At 61.3% G+C, this 17028-nt stretch carries 12 protein-coding genes; 7 read left to right on the top strand and 5 right to left on the bottom strand.

The features are described from left to right. The first annotated feature begins 66 nt into the window (after positions 1 to 66). From Q9295_RS11305 to Q9295_RS11280, 6 genes are all read left to right on the top strand, one after another. Positions 67 to 2505, top strand: a complete 2439-nt coding sequence (locus Q9295_RS11305) for a GcvT family protein (RefSeq protein ID WP_306680680.1) — start codon at positions 67 to 69, stop codon at positions 2503 to 2505. A 106-nt stretch (positions 2506 to 2611) separates the two neighbouring features. Beyond that, entirely contained in the window at positions 2612 to 5059 is a 2448-nt protein-coding gene (locus tag Q9295_RS11300) for a GcvT family protein (RefSeq protein WP_306680679.1), read from the top strand. A 201-nt stretch (positions 5060 to 5260) separates the two neighbouring features. Next, positions 5261 to 6832: a trimethylamine methyltransferase family protein gene (locus Q9295_RS11295; RefSeq protein WP_306680678.1), complete on the top strand. Its 1572-nt coding sequence runs from the start codon at positions 5261 to 5263 to the stop codon at positions 6830 to 6832. A 7-nt stretch (positions 6833 to 6839) separates the two neighbouring features. Next, the gene (locus tag Q9295_RS11290) at positions 6840 to 8270 is read left to right on the top strand and encodes an aldehyde dehydrogenase family protein (RefSeq protein WP_306680677.1); all 1431 of its coding nucleotides are present in this window, start codon (positions 6840 to 6842) and stop codon (positions 8268 to 8270) included. A 107-nt stretch (positions 8271 to 8377) separates the two neighbouring features. After that, positions 8378 to 9277: an NAD(P)-dependent oxidoreductase gene (locus Q9295_RS11285; RefSeq protein WP_306680676.1), complete on the top strand. Its 900-nt coding sequence runs from the start codon at positions 8378 to 8380 to the stop codon at positions 9275 to 9277. Positions 9278 to 9319: 42 nt separating this feature from the next. Continuing rightward, positions 9320 to 10423 carry a cystathionine gamma-lyase gene (locus tag Q9295_RS11280; protein ID WP_306680675.1) on the top strand — a complete coding sequence of 368 codons (1104 nt, stop codon included), beginning with the start codon at positions 9320 to 9322 and terminating at the stop codon, positions 10421 to 10423. A gap of 41 nt (positions 10424 to 10464) precedes the next feature. On the opposite strand, the gene yghU is transcribed toward Q9295_RS11280, so the two are convergent. Both yghU and Q9295_RS11270 read right to left on the bottom strand, forming a co-directional pair. Beyond that, on the bottom strand, positions 10465 to 11313 hold the full coding sequence (gene yghU / locus Q9295_RS11275; protein ID WP_306680674.1) for a glutathione-dependent disulfide-bond oxidoreductase: 849 nt from the start codon (positions 11311 to 11313) through the stop codon (positions 10465 to 10467). A gap of 54 nt (positions 11314 to 11367) precedes the next feature. Next, positions 11368 to 12024: an SDR family NAD(P)-dependent oxidoreductase gene (locus Q9295_RS11270; protein ID WP_306680673.1), complete on the bottom strand. Its 657-nt coding sequence runs from the start codon at positions 12022 to 12024 to the stop codon at positions 11368 to 11370. Positions 12025 to 12429: 405 nt separating this feature from the next. Between Q9295_RS11270 and Q9295_RS11265 the strand changes: the two genes are divergently transcribed. Further along, a complete protein-coding gene (locus Q9295_RS11265; RefSeq protein ID WP_306680672.1) occupies positions 12430 to 12648 on the top strand; it encodes a hypothetical protein in 219 nt (72 codons plus the stop codon). Between the two features lie 516 nt (positions 12649 to 13164). Here the strand turns inward: Q9295_RS11265 and purF are convergent. From purF to radA, 3 genes are all read right to left on the bottom strand, one after another. After that, positions 13165 to 14637, bottom strand: coding sequence for an amidophosphoribosyltransferase (gene purF, locus Q9295_RS11260; RefSeq protein ID WP_306680671.1), 1473 nt, complete (start codon positions 14635 to 14637; stop codon positions 13165 to 13167). 139 nt (positions 14638 to 14776) lie between these two features. After that, on the bottom strand, positions 14777 to 15397 hold the full coding sequence (locus tag Q9295_RS11255) for a CvpA family protein (RefSeq protein WP_306680670.1): 621 nt from the start codon (positions 15395 to 15397) through the stop codon (positions 14777 to 14779). A 37-nt stretch (positions 15398 to 15434) separates the two neighbouring features. Further along, a complete protein-coding gene (gene radA / locus Q9295_RS11250; RefSeq protein ID WP_306680669.1) occupies positions 15435 to 16793 on the bottom strand; it encodes a DNA repair protein RadA in 1359 nt (452 codons plus the stop codon). Between the last annotated feature and the right edge of the window lie 235 nt (positions 16794 to 17028).

The raw sequence follows: 17028 nt of genomic DNA, 5'->3' as shown, positions 1-17028 counted from the left end.
TAAGTTGCCGAATTGAAAGAGGGCTCTGACCGGCGGATACTGCGCGCAGGATTTGAGGGGGCAATCATGGCAGAATTCGCAAGCGCGCGCGTGGTGATCATCGGAGGCGGCGCGGTTGGGGTCTCGGCGCTTTATCATTTGGCCAAGGCCGGTTGGACCGATTGCCTTCTTTTGGAAAAGAACGAGCTGACCGCAGGCTCGACTTGGCATGCCGCGGGCAATGTGCCGACCTTCTCGTCGAGCTGGTCGATCATGAATATGCAGCGCTACTCGGCTGAGCTTTACCGTGGCTTGGGGGAAGCGGTCGGCTATCCGATGAACTACCATGTGACCGGCTCGGTCCGTTTGGGCCACAGCCGGCAGCGTTTGCAAGAGTTTCAACGCGTTGCAGGGATGGGCCGCTATCAGGGCATGGATCTTGAGGTGATGACCCCAGACGAGATCCGGGGCCGTTATCCCTTCCTTGAGACCCATGATCTGAGCGGCGGGCTTTATGATCCGAATGATGGTGACCTCGATCCGGCCCAGCTGACGCAAGCTTTGGCCACCGGCGCGCGGCAGATGGGCGCGCGGATTGAGCGGTTTTGCCCGGTGACCTCGGTCGCGCGGGTCAATGATGAATGGGTGCTTGAGACGCCGAAGGGCACGGTGCGGGCTGAGATCGTTGTCAATGCGGCGGGCTATTACGCGCGCGAGGTCGGCAAGATGTTCGGTCGCGATCTGCCGATGATGGTGATGAGCCATCAATATATGCTCTTCGACACCATCCCCGAGCTTGAAACTTGGTCGAAAGAGGTTGGCCATAAGCTGCCGCTTCTGCGCGATGTCGACAGCTCATACTACCTGCGGCAGGAGAAGAATGGCTTTAACCTTGGCCCCTATGAGGCCAATTGCCGGGCGCATTGGCACACCAAGGATGATCCTTTCCCGCAGGATTTCAGCTTCCAGCTCTTCCCCGATGATCTGGAGCGTTTGGAATGGCATATCGCCGATGCGATGGCGCGGGTGCCTTTGTTGGAAAAGGCCGCGCTGACCAAGGTGATCAACGGGCCGATCCCCTATACGCCGGATGGCAACCCCCTAATTGGGCCGATGCCGGGCGTGCCCAATGCCTTTGAGGCTTGCGTCTTCACCTTTGGCATCTGCCAAGCGGGCGGCGCGGGCAAGGTCTTGGCCGAATGGGTCACCGAGTGCGCCACTGAATGGGATATGTGGTCTTGCGACCCGCGCCGCTTCACCGGCTTTGAGGATGAAGATTACTGCGTGAAAAAGGGGATGGAGGTTTACGGCAACGAATATGCCATCCATTTCCCGCATCATGCTTGGGGCGAGGGCCGCGATAAAAAGCTCTCGGCTGTGCATGCGCGCACGGCGGCTTTGGGCGCGCAGTTTGGGCCCTATAACGGCTGGGAACGCGCGCTTTGGTATGCAGCACCGGGCGATGACACTGCGGAAGAGGCGCAACGGGTTTGGGAGCGTGAGGGGCCTTGGTTCCGCGCGGTGAAAGCCGAATGTGAAGCGGTGCGGGATGCGGCAGGGATCTTGGACCTGCCGGGCTTTTCGCGCTTCCGGCTGAGTGGGGCCGGGGCGGCGGAGTGGCTCTCGCGGCAGATCACCGGGAAACTGCCGTCGATTGGGCGGCTTGGGCTGGCCTATTTCGCCGATGACAAGGGCAGGATCGTCACCGAGATGTCGGTGGCGCGCTTTGCCGAGGAAGAGTTCTGGCTGATCACGGCGGCCACGGCGCAGGTGCATGATGGCGATTGGCTGCGCAATCACTTGGAGCCGGGGCTGTCTTTGGTTGAGGAGACCAACGACTGGTCGACGCAGATCCTGACCGGGCCGGCCTCGCGTGAAGTTTTGGCCGCCGTTTCGGATGCCGATCTTACCAAAGGCTGGCTCACCCATCAAAGCGCGCGGATTGCCGGGCGTGAGGTGGTCTTGATGCGGGTCTCCTTTGCCGGAGAGCTGGGCTGGGAGATCCACTCGCGCACTGCCGATACTTTGCCGATCTGGGATGCGGTGATGGCGGCGGGTGCGCCTTTGGGGCTGAAGCCCTTTGGCATGTTCGCGCTGAACTCTTTGCGGATCGAGAAGGGATACCGCGCTTGGAAGGGCGATTTGTCCAACGATTACAGCATCTTGCAAGGCGGGCTTGAGCGGTTTGTCGATTGGACCAAGGCTGAGTTCCGCGGCAAGGCGGCCTTGGAGGCGGAAAAGCAGCGCGGGCTGTCCAAGCGCTTCTGCACGCTGAAGATCGAGGCTGGCGAGTTGGACCCGCCCTATATGTCGACGATTTGGGCTGGCGATAAGGTCGTGGGCGAGGTGACCTCGGGCTACTACGGGCATCGGGTCGGCGCTTGCATCGGGCTTGGCATGTTGCGGGCGGATCTCAATCAGCCGGGGCAGGCGTTGGAGGTCGAGATCTTCGGCAGCCGTTATTCGGCGGTGGTGCAGGAGGATGCGCCGATGTGGGATCCGAAGAACACTCGTATTCGCGCTTGAGGAGAGGCGGGGGGCCAGCCCCCCGCACCCCCCGGAGTATTTGGGTCAAGATGAAATGCGATGCTTTCGGGGAAAGATGAAATGAAATCGATGGAAGTGCTGAAGAATGGCTGAGATTCCGAGCAAAGCGCGGGCAGTGGTGATCGGGGGCGGCGTCTCGGGCTGTTCGGTGGCCTATCATTTGGCCAAGGCCGGTTGGAAAGATGTGGTGCTTTTGGAGCGCAAGCGGCTGACCTCGGGCACCACTTGGCATGCGGCGGGTCTGATTGGGCAGCTGCGCGGCTCGGCCAATATGACGCGTTTGGCGAAATATTCCGCCGATCTTTACCGCGGGCTTGAGGCTGAGACCGGGGTGGCGACGGGGATGAAGCAGGTCGGCTCGATCTCGGTGGCGCTGACGGCAGAGCGGCACGAGGAGCTGTTGCGCCAAGCCACGGTGGCACGGATTTTCGACGTGGCGGTGGATGAGATCTCGCCCTCGGAAGTCAAGGCGCGCTATCCGCATCTGAATATTGATGGCGTGGTGGGGGCGGTGTCGCTGCCCTTGGACGGGCAATGCGATCCGGCCAATATCGCCATGGCTTTGGCCAAGGGCGCGCGGATGAAGGGGGCCTCGGTCATCGAGGGGGCTTTGGTGACCAAGGTCACCACGGCGGGCGGGCGCACCACCGGCGTTGACTATATCTATAACGGCGAGCCGGGGCATATCGCTGCCGATGTGGTGGTGAATTGCGGCGGCATGTGGGGGTGCGATCTGGCGGCCCAAAATGGTGTGACACTGCCGTTGCACGCTTGCGAGCATTTCTATCTGGTGACTGAGCCGGTGGCCGGGATCGACCCCAATCTGCCGGTGCTGCGGGTGCCGGATGAATGCGCCTATTACAAGCAAGATGCTGGCAAGATGATGCTGGGGGCCTTTGAGCCCAAGGCCAAGCCTTGGGGCATGCAGGGCATTCGCGCGGATTTCGAATTTGATACGCTCCCCGAGGATTGGGAGCATTTCATGCCGATCCTTGAGAAGGCCACCAACCGGATGCCGTTGTTCGAGACGGCGGGGATCCATACGTTCTTTAACGGTCCGGAAAGCTTTACCCCCGATGATCGCTATTACCTTGGCGAAGCACCGGAGGTGAAAGGCTATTGGGTCGCGGCCGGGTATAATTCGATCGGGATTGTCTCCTCGGGCGGTGCCGGGATGGCTTTGGCGCATTGGATCACCGAAGGTGAGGCGCCCTTTGATCTTTGGGAGGTGGATATCCGCCGCGCGCAGCCGTTCCAGCGCAATAAGTCCTATCTGAAGGAGCGGGTGACTGAGACTTTGGGTCTGCTTTACGCCGACCACTTCCCTTACCGGCAGGTTGAGACCGCGCGCGGAGTGCGGCGCTCGCCGATCCATGACCAACTGAAGGCGCGCGGTGCGGTCTTTGGCGAGGTTGCGGGTTGGGAGCGGGCCAATTGGTTCGCAAATCCGGGGCAAGAGGCGGAATACCGCTATTCTTGGAAGCGGCAGAATTGGTTTGAGAACCAAAAGGCCGAGCATCTCGCGGTGCGAAGTGGGGTTGGTCTTTTCGACATGACCTCTTTCGGCAAGATCCGGGTTGAGGGGCGCGACGCTTGTGCTTTCCTGAACCGGGTGTGCTCGGCGCAGGTCGATGTGGCGGAAGGGCGGATCGTTTATACGATGCTCTTGAATCAAAGCGGCGGGATCGAGGCGGATTTGACCGTCACGCGGCTGTCGGAGACCGCATATCTCTTGGTGGTGCCTGGGGCGACCTTGACGCGCAATCTGGCTTGGCTGCGCGCGCAGCTGGGCGAGGAATTCGCCGTGATCACCGATGTGACCGCAGGGGAATCCGTCCTTTGCGTCATGGGGCCGAAGGCGCGGGATTTGTTGTCCTCGATCTCGCCCAATGATTTCTCGAATACCGCGCATCCCTTTGGCACGGCGCGGGAAATCGAGATCGGCATGGGCCTCGCCCGGGCGCATCGGGTGACTTATGTGGGCGAGCTTGGCTGGGAGCTTTACGTCTCGGCCGATCAAACCGCGCATGTGTTTGAGGCTTTGGATGCGGCTGGTGCCGCGCATGGGTGGAAGCTTTGCGGCCTCCATACGCTCGATTCCTGTCGGATTGAGAAAGCTTACCGGCACTGGGGCCATGACATCACCGATGAGGATCATGTGCTGGAGGCGGGGCTTGGCTTCACCGTCAGCCGCAAGAAGGCCAATTTCATTGGGCGCGAGGCGGTCTTGCGCAAGGAAGAGGCCGGGCTTTCGCGGCGGATGTTGCAGTTCCGGCTGAAGGATGCGGAGCCCTTGCTGTTCCACAATGAGGCGGTTGTCCGCGATGGCAAGATCGTTGGGCCGGTGACCTCGGGCGCTTATGGCCATTTCCTCGGTGGTGCGATCGGCATGGGCTATGTGCCATGCGCGGGCGAGAGCGAGGCGGAGGTTTTGGCCTCAAGCTACGAGATTGAGGTGGCAGGGGTGCGTCATGCGGCGGAGGCGTCTTTGGTGCCGATGTATGACGCGAAATCTGAGCGGATCCGTATGTGAAGCCGGAGCCGGGGGCCAGCCCCCGGACCCCCGGGATATTTGAGGACAGAAAATGGGCAGGGAAAGGCGGGGGAGAGCGCCTTTTCCAGCTGCGAAGGCCGGGACGATTTGAGGAATGCGCTTTGGCAGCGCGGAGCGGAGTGGGGCGGGGTTTTGGGCCGCGCCGAGGGATAAACGTGCCATTATGAAAGGGCATGAGCGATGAGCGAGAACACGGATATCGGTGAGATCTGCGCACCCGAGGCCGCGCGGCGGTCGTCGCGGGCGGGCGGTCGGGCGGCGCGGGTGGCCATGCGCGCGGCACCTTTGGCCGAGGATATGCGCCCGGTGCGGCCGGGTTTGCCGGGTGGGCAATATAAGCCCTTGAGCGATGCGGCGGTGCAGCAGATCCACTCGGCGGCTTTGGACGCTTTGGAGGAGATTGGTCTGAGCCAAGCGCCGCCCTCGGGCGTGAAGCTTTTGACCGAAGCCGGGGCGATCTTGGGCGATGACGGGCGCATTCGTTTCCCGCGCGCCTTGGTTGAGGATATGCTGAATGTTGCCGCGCGCGACATCACCTTGCATGCGCGTGACCCGAAGCATGATCTGCATCTTTCGGGCACCAATGTGCATTACGGCACAGCAGGTGCGGCGGTGCATATCGTCGATCCGGTGACCTTGGATTACCGCGAGTCGACGGCGCAGGATCTTTATGATGCGGCGCGGCTGGTCGATAACCTCGACAATATCCATTTCTACCAGCGCACCATGGTCTGCCGCGATGTGGTGGATAACAAAGAGATGGACCTTAACACGCTTTACGGCTGCCTTGCCGGCACCAAAAAGCATGTGGGCACCAGCTTCTCGGATCCTTCCCATGTCGCTGATTGCTTTGAGATGCTGCATATGGTGGCAGGCTCAGAGGAGCATTGGCTGGAACGGCCATTCGTGAGCAATTCCAATTGCTTCGTTGTGCCGCCGATGAAGTTTGCCGAGGAAAGCTGCATCACCATGGAGGATTGTATCCGCCGCGGTATGCCGATGCTGCTGTTGTCGGCAGGGCAAGCGGGCGCGACCGCTCCGGCGCCGATTGCGCTGACCATCGTGCAGGCGGTGGCGGAATGTCTGGCCGGCGTGGTCTATGTCAATGCGATCAAGCCCGGCGCTCCGGCGATCTTTGGCACTTGGCCCTTCGTCTCGGATCTGCGCACGGGCGCGATGTCCGGCGGCTCGGCCGAACAGGCGCTTTTGACGGCTGGCTGTGCGCAGATGCACCGATTCTACGGTCTGCCGGGCGGGGCTGCCTCGGGGATTTCCGACAGCAAGCTGCCCGATATGCAAGCCGGTTGGGAGCAGGGCATCACCAATGCCTTGGCCGGGCTTTCGGGGCTGAACATGTGCTATGAGGCGGTCGGCATGCATGCCTCGCTTTTGGGCTTCTGCATGGAATCCTTGGTCTTGGGCGATGATCTTTTGGGCCAGACCATGCGGTTGGTGCGCGGGATCGATGTGAACCCCGACACCACCAGCTTGGATGCGATGAAAGAGGTCTGCTTGGGCGGTCCGGGCCATTATCTTGGGTCGGATCAAACGCTTAAGCTGATGCAGACCGAATATATCTATCCCAAGGTTGGCAACCGCATGTCGCCGAAAGAATGGAATGAGGCGGGAAAACCGCTGCTTTTGGACGGGGCCATTGCTAGAAAGAATGAAATTCTTGCCAAAGCCGGTTGTGTCGTAGACCCTGCGATCGACCGCGCCATTCGCGAGCGTTTCAATATCTATTTCAAATGAGGGCCAAATGATCCCGCAGAACATGACGAAATTCTACATCAACGGGGAATGGGTCGAGCCGGTGTCGAAGACCCGGCTTGGCGTTGAGAACCCGGCGACCGAGGAAATCGTTTGCGAAGTCGCGCTTGGCAATGATGACGATGCCGATCGTGCGATCATGGCCGCCCGTGCGGCCTTTGATGCTTGGACGGTGACGTCGGTTGCCGAGCGCATCGCCCTCGTGAAGCGCATCCTTGAGCTTTACAACGAGCGCTACGAGGATTTCGCCCGCGTCATGTCCACCGAGATGGGCGCGCCGATCACTTGGGCGCGCAGCGCTCAGGCTTGGGCGGGGCAGGTGCATCTTGAGGCGACGATCAAGGCCGCCGAAGAGATGACTTGGGAATATATGCGCGGCACCACCCGGATCGTGCATGAAGGGATTGGCGTTTGCGCGCTGATCACGCCTTGGAACTGGCCGATGAACCAGATCGTCTGCAAGGTGGCTCCGGCTTTGATCGCGGGCTGCACGATGGTGCTGAAGCCTTCGGAGATCGCGCCGCTGTCGGGCGTGCTTTTCGCGCAACTGATGCATGATGCGGGCGTGCCGAAGGGCGTCTTCAACTTGGTGAACGGCGACGGGCCGGGCGTTGGCACCCGGATCACCAGCCACCCCGAGGTGGATATGGTCTCCTTCACCGGCTCGACCCGCGCGGGCACCGCGATTGCGGCGGCGGCGGCTCCGACCGTCAAGCGCGTGGCGCAAGAGCTGGGTGGCAAATCGCCGAACATCATCCTCGCCTCGGCCAATATCGCCGAGGCTGTGGCTGCGGGCGTTAATGCGGTGATGTCGAACACCGGGCAATCTTGCGATGCGCCGACCCGGATGCTGGTGCCGCGCAACCGCCATGCCGAGGCTTTGGCCGCAGCGAAAGAGGCCGCCGATGCCATCATCACCGGCGATCCGCTGGATGAGAACACCGTGCTCGGTCCGCTGGTCTCGAAGTTGCAGTTTGAAAAGGTGCAGCGCCTGATCCAAGCGGGCATCGATGAGGGGGCAGAGCTTGTCACCGGCGGCGTGGGCCGTCCGGCTGATCTCAACCGCGGCTGGTTCGTGCGTCCGACCGTCTTTGGCGGCGTGGACAATTCGATGACCATCTCGAAGGAAGAGATCTTCGGGCCGGTGCTGGCGATCCAACCCTATGACGATATTGACGATGCCGTGGCCCAAGCCAATGACACTGTCTACGGCCTTGCCGCCTATATCGCTGGCCCGGTTGAGGATGCCAAACCCGTCGCGCGCCGTCTGCGCGCGGGCACCGTGAACCTCAACTACCCCGATTGGGACACTTCGGCGCCCTTCGGCGGCTATAAGCAGTCGGGCAATGGCCGCGAATATGCCGATTGGGGCATCCATGACTTCTGCGAAGTCAAAGGCATCGTCGGCTGGGGCGCCTAAGGCGCTGGCCCTTCTCTAGGGCCTGAACCACCACATGATCCCCGACGGGGCCATGGCAGATCGCCGTGGCCCCCTTTTTCTTTATCCAACCTATACAAGAAGATACCATGCATTACGGCTATATCGGACTGGGCAATCTGGGTGCGGCTTTGGCGCATAATCTTATGCGCGCCGGGTATCAGGTCACGGTTTATGACCGCGACCCCGTCGCTTGCGAAAAGCTGCGGGCTTTGGGGGCAGGGGTGGCGAGTTCGGTCTCGGATCTCGCCCAAGCGGTTGATCATGTCTTCACCTGCCTTCCCAGCCCCGCCGCTTCCGAGGCTGTGCTGGCCGAGTTGATGACCGGGCTGAAGCCGGGCGCCACTTGGATCGAAAACTCCACCCTTGGCCGCGATGATGTGCTGCGGCTGGCGGGCTTGGCGCGGATGAGTGGCGTGCAAATGCTTGAGGCCCCGGTCACCGGCGGGGTGCATCTTGCGGCGCGGGGCGAGATCACCGTGCTGGTCGGCGGCGAGCAGGGACTTTACGATCTGCACCGCCCCGCCTTGCAGGCGATTGGTAAAAAGCTCTTTTACATGGGTCCCTTAGGCTCGGCTGCGGTGATCAAGGTGATCACCAATATGTTGGCCTTCATTCATCTTGTGGCGGATGGCGAGGCTTTGATGCTGGCCAAGCGTGGCGGCTTGGATCTGAAGACCGCATGGGAGGCAATTGCGGCCTCCTCGGGTTCTAGCTTCGTGCATGAGACCGAGGGCCAGCTGATCCTGAACGGCAGCTATGATGTGGCCTTCTCGATGGATCTGGCGCTGAAGGATCTTGGTTTTGCGATGGGCTTTGGCCGCGAGTTCGGAGTGCCTCTTAATTTGGCATCTCTGGTTCAGCAGACCTTTATCACGGGCAAAGCCACCTATGGTGGTGGCGCGCAATCGACGCAGATCGTAAAGCTATTGGAGGATGCGCTTGGCACCGATTTGCGGGCCGAGGGCTTCCCGGCTCGGTTGGAGTGATCAAGCCGACGTTTCTAAGCTTATGGTATCAAAGGATCTTCCATGTCGGACCCGATCGAGACACGTCTTGCGCAGATGTTGCATCACCGCAAAGAGGGGCTGAGCAAGGGAGATCCGGTGGTGCCGCCGATCACCGCCTCGGCCACCTATCATCTGCCAGACACCCAAGGCGCGCCTTACATCTATGGCCGCAACGCCATGCCGACTTGGGATGCGATCGAGGCGCAGCTTAGCCTCTTGGAAGCGGCTGAAACGGTCAGCTTTCCAAGCGGCATGGCGGCGATTTCAGCAGCCCTTTTCGCCAGTCTGAAGGCGGGGGAGCAGTTGGTGATCCCCTCGGACGGTTATTACGTCACGCGGGTGCTGTCAGAGGGGTTTTTGAAGCCCTTGGGCATCATCGTGCGGGAAATTCCGACGGCAGATTACGCTACGGCGGATTTCACCGGCGTGGCGGTGGTCTACTTGGAGACGCCTTCGAACCCCGGTCTAGATGTAATTGATATCGCCGCAGTGGCCGCCCGCGCCCATGCGGCAGGGGCGATAGTGATCGCTGACAACACCACGATGACGCCGCTTTTGCAGCGGCCCTTGGACCTTGGCGCCGATCTGGTGGTGGCGGCCGATACCAAGGCTCCGGCCGGGCATTCCGATGTGCTCTTCGGCCATGTCTCGGGCCGGGATGCAAAGCTGATGGGCCGGGTGCGCGATTGGCGGCGGATGTCTGGGGCCATTCCGGGCCCGTTCGAGGCCTTTTTGGTGCATCGGGGGCTTGAGACTTTAGAGCTGCGTCTGGCGCGGATGTGCGCCTCGGCGCAAGTGCTGGCCGAGCGGTTGGCGGCGCATCCCAAGGTGCTGAGCCTGCGCTATCCGGGCCTTGCGGGTGACGCCTCGCATTGGGCGGTGGGGGGGCAGATGGCCAATGGCGGCTTCCTGATCGGGCTGACCTTGGCGGATGCCGAGCAGGCCGAAGGGTTCCTCACGCGCTGCAAGCTGATTGAGCAGACCACCAGCTTTGGCGGCACCCATAGCGCGGGCGAGCGCCGCGCGCGTTGGGGGGATGCGGTGCCCGCGGGGTTCATCCGGCTCTCGGTTGGGGTGGAGCCTTTGGAGCCGCTCTGGGCCTCAATCGAGGCCGCATTGGCTTGACGCAAAAGGGGGCCGTTTGGCCCCCTTTTCATATCGCGACCTTAGGCCGTCAGATCCTTGCCGTCGAAATCCGCCGCCGAGTGGCGCTCGGCCAAGCGGCGCTCTTCGGGGCCTTGGCCCTTGTTGACCATGCGGCCCCGGATCACCGCCGGGCGCTGCGCAATCTCATCGGCCCAGCGGATGACGTTTTTGTAGATGCCAACGTCAAGGAACTCACCTGCGTCATAAGCCTCATTGCGCACCAGCGCGCCATACCACGGAAAAATCGCCATATCGGCGATGCTATAGTCCGACCCGGCGATGAAGCGCTTATGGGCCAGTTCGCGGTCCAGCACATCCAGCTGGCGCTTCACCTCCATCGCGTAGCGATTGATCGGGTATTCCAGCCGCACTGGTGCATATTTGTAGAAATGCCCAAAGCCGCCGCCCAAGAACGGGGCCGAGCCCATTTGCCAAAAGAGCCAATTCATCACCTCGGCCCGCGCCGCACCCGAGGCGGGCAGGAAGGCGCCGAATTTCTCGGCCAGCCAAACCATGATCGAAGCACTCTCAAAAAGCCGCGTGCCCGAGGCTTGGTCGTAAAGCGCGGGGATCTTTGAGTTCGGGTTCAGCTCAACAAAACCCGAGCCGAATTGATCGCCCTTGCCGATATCAATCAGCCAAGCGTCATATTCGGCGTCATAGCCCGCCTCCAGCAGTTCTTCCAAAAGGATGGTCACCTTTTGGCCATTGGGTGTGGCCAAAGAATGCAGCTGCAGAGGATGCTTGCCGACGGGCAAGGCCTTGTCATGCGTCGGCCCGGCGATGGGGCGGTTCGTCGAGGCGAAAGCGCCGCCGTTCTCTTTGTCCCAGGTCCAGACGCGGGGCGGGGTCCATTCACGATCGGTCATGGTGATACTCCTGTGCTGGCGCGCAGGATAGCCGCCCCTTTGGTGAGGGCAAGCCTAGAGCAGCGAGATCAGCCGCAGGGCCTCTGTGCGCGGATCGGCAAGGGGGGAGCGGTCTTCACCCGGATAATGGCGGGCGCGAGTGGCGGTGGCCATCGGCGATGGGGTCTCGATCAGCACGCGCGGCCCGGTTTTGACCGTCTCGGCCTGCCAATTGCGTGCCATTTGCATTTGGGCCGCTTTGGTCATGCCGTAAGTGGCCGAATAGCGCTGCGCGGTGGCCGGATCGTCCAAGAACATCGCCGTGCCATTGCCGGCGCGCAAGAGCGGGTCCACCATGGTCACCATGAAGCTGGCAGCGCGCAGGTTGGTGGCGATGGATTTGTCGAGATCTTTCATATCCACCGAAGGCGCGGGCGAGAGCGCCGTCACATGCACCGCCGTATGCACCCAAAGCTGCAAGCCGCCCCAACGATCATGGATCGACCGGCAAAGGTGGCGCATCGCATCTTCATTGGTGATGTCCATCGGCGCGAGGGTCAATGTGCCAGCCCCCGGCAGCTTGGCGGATTTCACCTGATCGTCCAGCGCCTCAAGCCCGCCAACGGTGCGGGCCAGAGCCACGACATTCCAACCTTGCAGGGCCAGCTGCTCGGCCAAGGCATAGCCAAGCCCGCGCGAGGCGCCGGTGATGAGAGCGGTTTTCTGGGTCATGCTTCGTCCGGGTCGGTTAGGGAAGTTTTACCGTATCGCTTTGGCGGCGTCGGCCGGGGGTTTCACACCCCCGGACCCCCGTGGAGTATTTCAGTCAAGATGAAAGGGCAAGAAGGCTGCAATCTCGGGGCCTGCGGTAAATTGGCCGAAATGGGCAGGGATTGGCAGCGGGGCCTGATGAATAGGGGGACAGTGACTGTCCCAACACCTATGAGGCGAATGTTTCGAACAGCCTAACTGCTCTTGGGCGCGGGCGCCGAGAGGGTCGGGAGGGCCTGACTGCCGTTGAGCCGATGCGCTGGCTTTAAGCATAAATTTGTGTCTTGCGTTAACTTTTCCAGTTGGTAAAATTTTAACACTTTAGCCAAGTTTTGATCGTCAGTAACATTCGTAAGGAGATTTCTTATGTCTCACCGTGGTGTGATCGCCATTTTGCTCTCTGTTGTCTTGTCGGGATGTGGCGGTCCTTATTATATCAGCGACAGTGACACGGGCGGAGCCGGCTACGGCCGCTATGATGAGGCGAGCAAGCCTGTTCACCGCAATGGCGGGGAACGGCCGCGCGTGGGGCCACCTGTGGAAGGCCCGCCTGAAGAAGAGGATCTGGCCATAGAGCCAACCTGATCTTGCCCCTTAAGTCATGTGACAAGAGGCGATCCCACTGAAGGGCGGGCGCGGCGCGAAAATTTGGGCGCCGGGGTGGGGTTTTACTTACGGCGCTTGGGGTTGTGAAGAAAGTCAGCAGAAGATAACCCGTTGATACGAGTAAGATTAACAAGGCTATCTGATGAAAACTTTGCGTATTGCAGTCCTTTTGGCAATGACGGCGGCAGTTTCGGCTTGCGGACCTTTTAGCGGTCCGTTCAGCGCAGGAGAGTACCAAGCGGAAGAAGAGCAGCGCCACAATGGCAATGCTGACGAGCGCGGCCCGAGAATCCCCGGCGGGGAGCTGCCAGGCAAAGAACTGCCCGGTGACGGCCCAAAGGAAGATTGCTGCGCACTGGTCTAAGTCTTTAAGCAGAACGACAAAAAAGCGGCCAGAATTCTGGCCGCTTTTTCATTTTCTGAAGGGGTTTGGTAATCATTGCCGAGGATACAGGCGCATTTTGAATGCCTTGCCCTGCATGATGGCGCAGCAGTTTACCTTGCTGCGGTCATCACAAAACCCTCGTCCAGCTTATCGGCGGGAGCGATCGGGTATTGGCCCGAGAAGCAGGCGTCGCAGAAGCGCGGATTGGCAGCGTCGCGCCCTTTGGCCTCACCAGCCGCACGGTATAGCCCGTCCAGGGTGATGAATTTCAGGCTGTTCACGCCGATCCATTCGCGCATTTCTTCTTCCGACATCGTCGCTGCCAGAAGTTTTGAGCGTTCCGGCGTGTCGACGCCGTAGAAGCAGGGCCAAGCCGTCGGCGGCGAGGCGATGCGGAAGTGCACCTCGGCAGCACCTGCATCTAGGATCATATCCTTGATCTTGCGGCTGGTGGTGCCGCGCACAACCGAGTCGTCGACCAAGATCACTCGTTTACCACGGATCAGCGCGCGGTTGACGTTCAGCTTCAGCCGCACGCCCATGTTGCGGATCTGCTCGGAGGGCTCAATGAAGGTGCGGCCCATATATTGGTTGCGGGTGATCCCAAGACCAAAGGGGATGCCGCTTTCAGCCGCATAGCCGATGGCGGCAGGGGTGCCGGAATCCGGTACTGGGCAAACGAGGTCAGCGTCGATCGGCGCTTCACGGGCCAGTTCCACACCGATCTGACGGCGGGTTTCATAGACCGAACGGCCGCCAACGATGCTGTCGGGGCGCGAGAAATAGACCTGCTCGAAGATACAAGAGCGCGCATTGGCGGGAGCGAAGGGGCGGGTGCTTTCGACGACACCGTTCTCAATCACCACCATCTCGCCCGGTTCGATCTCGCGGATGAACTCGGCACCGATGATGTCCAAAGCGCAGGTTTCCGAAGCCAGAACCCAACCTTCGCCCAAGCGGCCCAGAACCAAGGGGCGCACGCCAAGCGCGTCGCGCACACCCATCAGCTTGGTGCGGGTCATGGCGATGACCGAGAAGGCGCCCTCAACCAGCCGCAAAGCGTCTTTCAGACGCTCGGCTTGGGTCTTTTGCATCGAACGCGCCATCAGATGGATGATGCATTCCGAGTCGGACGAGCTTTGGAAGATCGCGCCACGCTCGATCAGATCTTTGCGCAGGCGCGCGGCATTGGTCAGGTTGCCGTTATGGGCAATGGCACAGCCGCCGATGGCAAATTCGCCAAAGAAGGGCTGAACGTCGCGGATCTGCGCGGCGCCTTTGGACCCGGCGGTGGAATAGCGCACATGGCCAATCCCCAGATCACCGGGCAGCAGCTTCATGATGGCTGCGGATGTGAAGTTATCGCGCACATAGCCAAAGCGGCGTTCGGAATGGAAGCCGGTTTCCGGCTCATAGGTGACGATGCCACCGGCCTCTTGGCCGCGGTGTTGCAAGGCGTGCAGGCCAAGAGCGACGAAGTTTGAGGCGTCACTCAAGCCGATCACGCCGAAAATCCCGCACTCCTCCTTCAGCTTATCATCATCGAAGGGGTGGGCAAGAAAGGGGCGCGTGGCGGACAGCAAGGGCGGCCTCCGAATCCGGTGTGAGGTTGCGCCTTGCTTTAGGCCTAACTGGCGGCAGAGTCACGCCCTGCTGTGACGCAAATGGAAAAGTGATCGTTGGGGGCTGATTGTTCCCAGCCCCCTTTTGTCAGGGCTTGGCTCAATTGGCCGGAGCGGCCTCGGCCGGGGGCATCTCGGTCGGTGCTGCCGAAGTGGGCGCGGTGGCTTCGGGGGCGCAAGCCATCGTCAGCTCATTATAGCGGGCAACGATCCAGCCCGGCGCATCGGTGGGGATCGAGCCGTCGATCGCCGATTGGAAATTGCCGAAGACTTTGGCGGTGCGTGAATTGTCGATCATCGGAACCGATTGGTTCGACAAGGCCCGGTCCCAAACGATGAAGGCCACAGCGATCAGCAAAACACCGCGCGCGACGCCGAAGAGGAAGCCGAGCCCCTGATCCACGCCCCCCAAAGCAGAGCGCTGCACGACACTGGCGAACAGCGGGGTGAAGAGCGCCATCAAGATCAGCCCAATGGCGAAGACGGCGGCGAAAGCGCCGATCACCGAAAGTTCGCAGCTGTCGGCAAGAAAATCACCGATAACCGGGATCTCGGCGACGAGGGGTTTTGCGGCGGGGGCGAAGATGAAGGCCAGCACTGCAGCGCCAATCCAGCCCAAAATCGCCATCAACTCACGCACAAGACCCCGCGAATAGGCCAAGATGGCGGAGAGCAGGATGACAAGCGCCGCGACGCCATCGACTGCGGTAAAGTTTTCCATCATTCGCTCTCCAAGGCCTGTATCAAAGGGGCCAAACTCAGCCAGCGCCGAACATCTCGCCGGTGAAGGCGGCAAGGTCGGCCATCTCACGCAAGGAAATCCCCGCAGAACCCGTTGATTTTGAGCCCTTGGGAATGGTCGCTTGTGTGAAACCAAGTTTCGCGGCTTCTTTCAACCTGTTTTCGGTCTGTCCCGCCGGGCGCAGCGCGCCAGACAGGCTGATTTCGCCGAAAAGCACCATATCTGGCGGGATTGCCACATCTTCTCGAGCCGAAAGGAGGGCGGCGGCAACGGCAAGATCGGCCGCAGGCTCGGTCACCCGCATGCCGCCTGCGACGTTGAGGAAAACATCAAGTCCGGTGAAGGGGATGCCAACGCGGGCTTCCAGCACGGCCAAAATGGTCGAGAGCCTGCCGGAATCTAACCCAACCACGGTGCGGCGTGGCGTGCCAAGGTTTGAGGGGGCGACAAGCGCTTGGATCTCGGTCAGCACGGGGCGGCTGCCCTCGATCCCGGCGAAGACCGCCGAGCCGGGGGCAGGGGCATCGCGTGACGACAGAAAGAGGGCCGAGGGGTTGATAACCTCTTGCAGCCCATTCCCGGTCATCTCAAAAACGCCAATCTCATCGGCGGGGCCGAAGCGGTTCTTCACCGCACGCAGGATGCGGAACTGGTGGCCGCGCTCGCCCTCGAAATAAAGCACGGTGTCGACCATATGCTCGACGACGCGAGGGCCGGCGATCTGGCCTTCCTTGGTGACATGGCCGACGAGGATGATCGCCACGCCGCGGCGTTTGGCGAAGCTCACCAACTCATGCGCGGCGGCGCGGACCTGCGAGACCGAGCCGGGGGCAGCCTCGACCGTGTCGAGCCACATGGTCTGGATCGAGTCGATGATCGCCAGCCCGGGCCGCTCATTGTCCAAAGTGGTGAGGATATCGCGCAAAGCGGTCTCGGCGCCCAACTGCACCGGCGCATCCGTGAGCCCAAGACGTTGCGCGCGCATGCGAACCTGCGCCGCCGCCTCTTCGCCCGAGATATATAGGCATTTCAGGCCGCGCCGCGCGAAGCTTGCCGTGGCTTGCAAAAGCAAAGTGGATTTGCCGATGCCGGGATCGCCGCCGACCAAAATGGCCGAGGCCGGCACCAGCCCGCCTCCAAGCACTCGGTCAAGCTCTTCAATTCCCGAAGAAAATCGTGGCGGCGGCGGCTCTTCGGTGTCCAGATTGGTTAGGGCAATCGCGCGGCCCCTTTGCCCCAATGCCTTGGGACCTGCCGAAAGCGGCGCCTCTTCCACGATGCTGTTCCAAGCCCCGCAGGCATCGCATTTGCCGCTCCACTTGCCGAAACTCGCGCCGCAAGCGGTGCAGGTGAAACTTGCCGAGGCCTTGGCCATGATATCCCCTTTTGAAGTGCCGCCAGCATAGGCGGTGCTGGCGCGCGCTTCAAGCAAGGGGGCGCTGCCCCCTTCAGGCCTGCGGCCTTACCCCCGGAGTATTTTTCTCAAGATGAAGCGTTAAGCTATTCATCTTGATCTTAAATACTCCCGCCGGAGGCGCAGGCTCGCTAGGGTCAGGACTCGTTCTTGTGTCATAGCCAGAAGATGACGGTTGCGGCGAGGGCGACGACGG

This window comes from Pseudogemmobacter lacusdianii (assembly GCF_030848395.1).
GTDB lineage: Bacteria > Pseudomonadota > Alphaproteobacteria > Rhodobacterales > Rhodobacteraceae > Pseudogemmobacter > Pseudogemmobacter lacusdianii.
This window is presented reverse-complemented; position numbering and strand designations above follow the sequence as displayed.

Bases quoted from the DNA above. Each gene is read 5' to 3' on its own strand.
- Q9295_RS11295 (WP_306680678.1), top strand. From the start codon at position 5,261: ATGAGCGAGAACACGGATATCGGTGAGATCTGCGCACCCGAGGCCGCG.
- radA (WP_306680669.1), bottom strand. From the start codon at position 16,793: ATGGCCAAGGCCTCGGCAAGTTTCACCTGCACCGCTTGCGGCGCGAGT.
- yghU (WP_306680674.1), bottom strand. From the start codon at position 11,313: ATGACCGATCGTGAATGGACCCCGCCCCGCGTCTGGACCTGGGACAAA.
- Q9295_RS11290 (WP_306680677.1), top strand. From the start codon at position 6,840: ATGATCCCGCAGAACATGACGAAATTCTACATCAACGGGGAATGGGTC.
- Q9295_RS11255 (WP_306680670.1), bottom strand. From the start codon at position 15,397: ATGGAAAACTTTACCGCAGTCGATGGCGTCGCGGCGCTTGTCATCCTG.
- Q9295_RS11285 (WP_306680676.1), top strand. From the start codon at position 8,378: ATGCATTACGGCTATATCGGACTGGGCAATCTGGGTGCGGCTTTGGCG.
- Q9295_RS11270 (WP_306680673.1), bottom strand. From the start codon at position 12,024: ATGACCCAGAAAACCGCTCTCATCACCGGCGCCTCGCGCGGGCTTGGC.
- Q9295_RS11305 (WP_306680680.1), top strand. From the start codon at position 67: ATGGCAGAATTCGCAAGCGCGCGCGTGGTGATCATCGGAGGCGGCGCG.
- Q9295_RS11280 (WP_306680675.1), top strand. From the start codon at position 9,320: ATGTCGGACCCGATCGAGACACGTCTTGCGCAGATGTTGCATCACCGC.
- Q9295_RS11300 (WP_306680679.1), top strand. From the start codon at position 2,612: ATGGCTGAGATTCCGAGCAAAGCGCGGGCAGTGGTGATCGGGGGCGGC.
- Q9295_RS11265 (WP_306680672.1), top strand. From the start codon at position 12,430: ATGTCTCACCGTGGTGTGATCGCCATTTTGCTCTCTGTTGTCTTGTCG.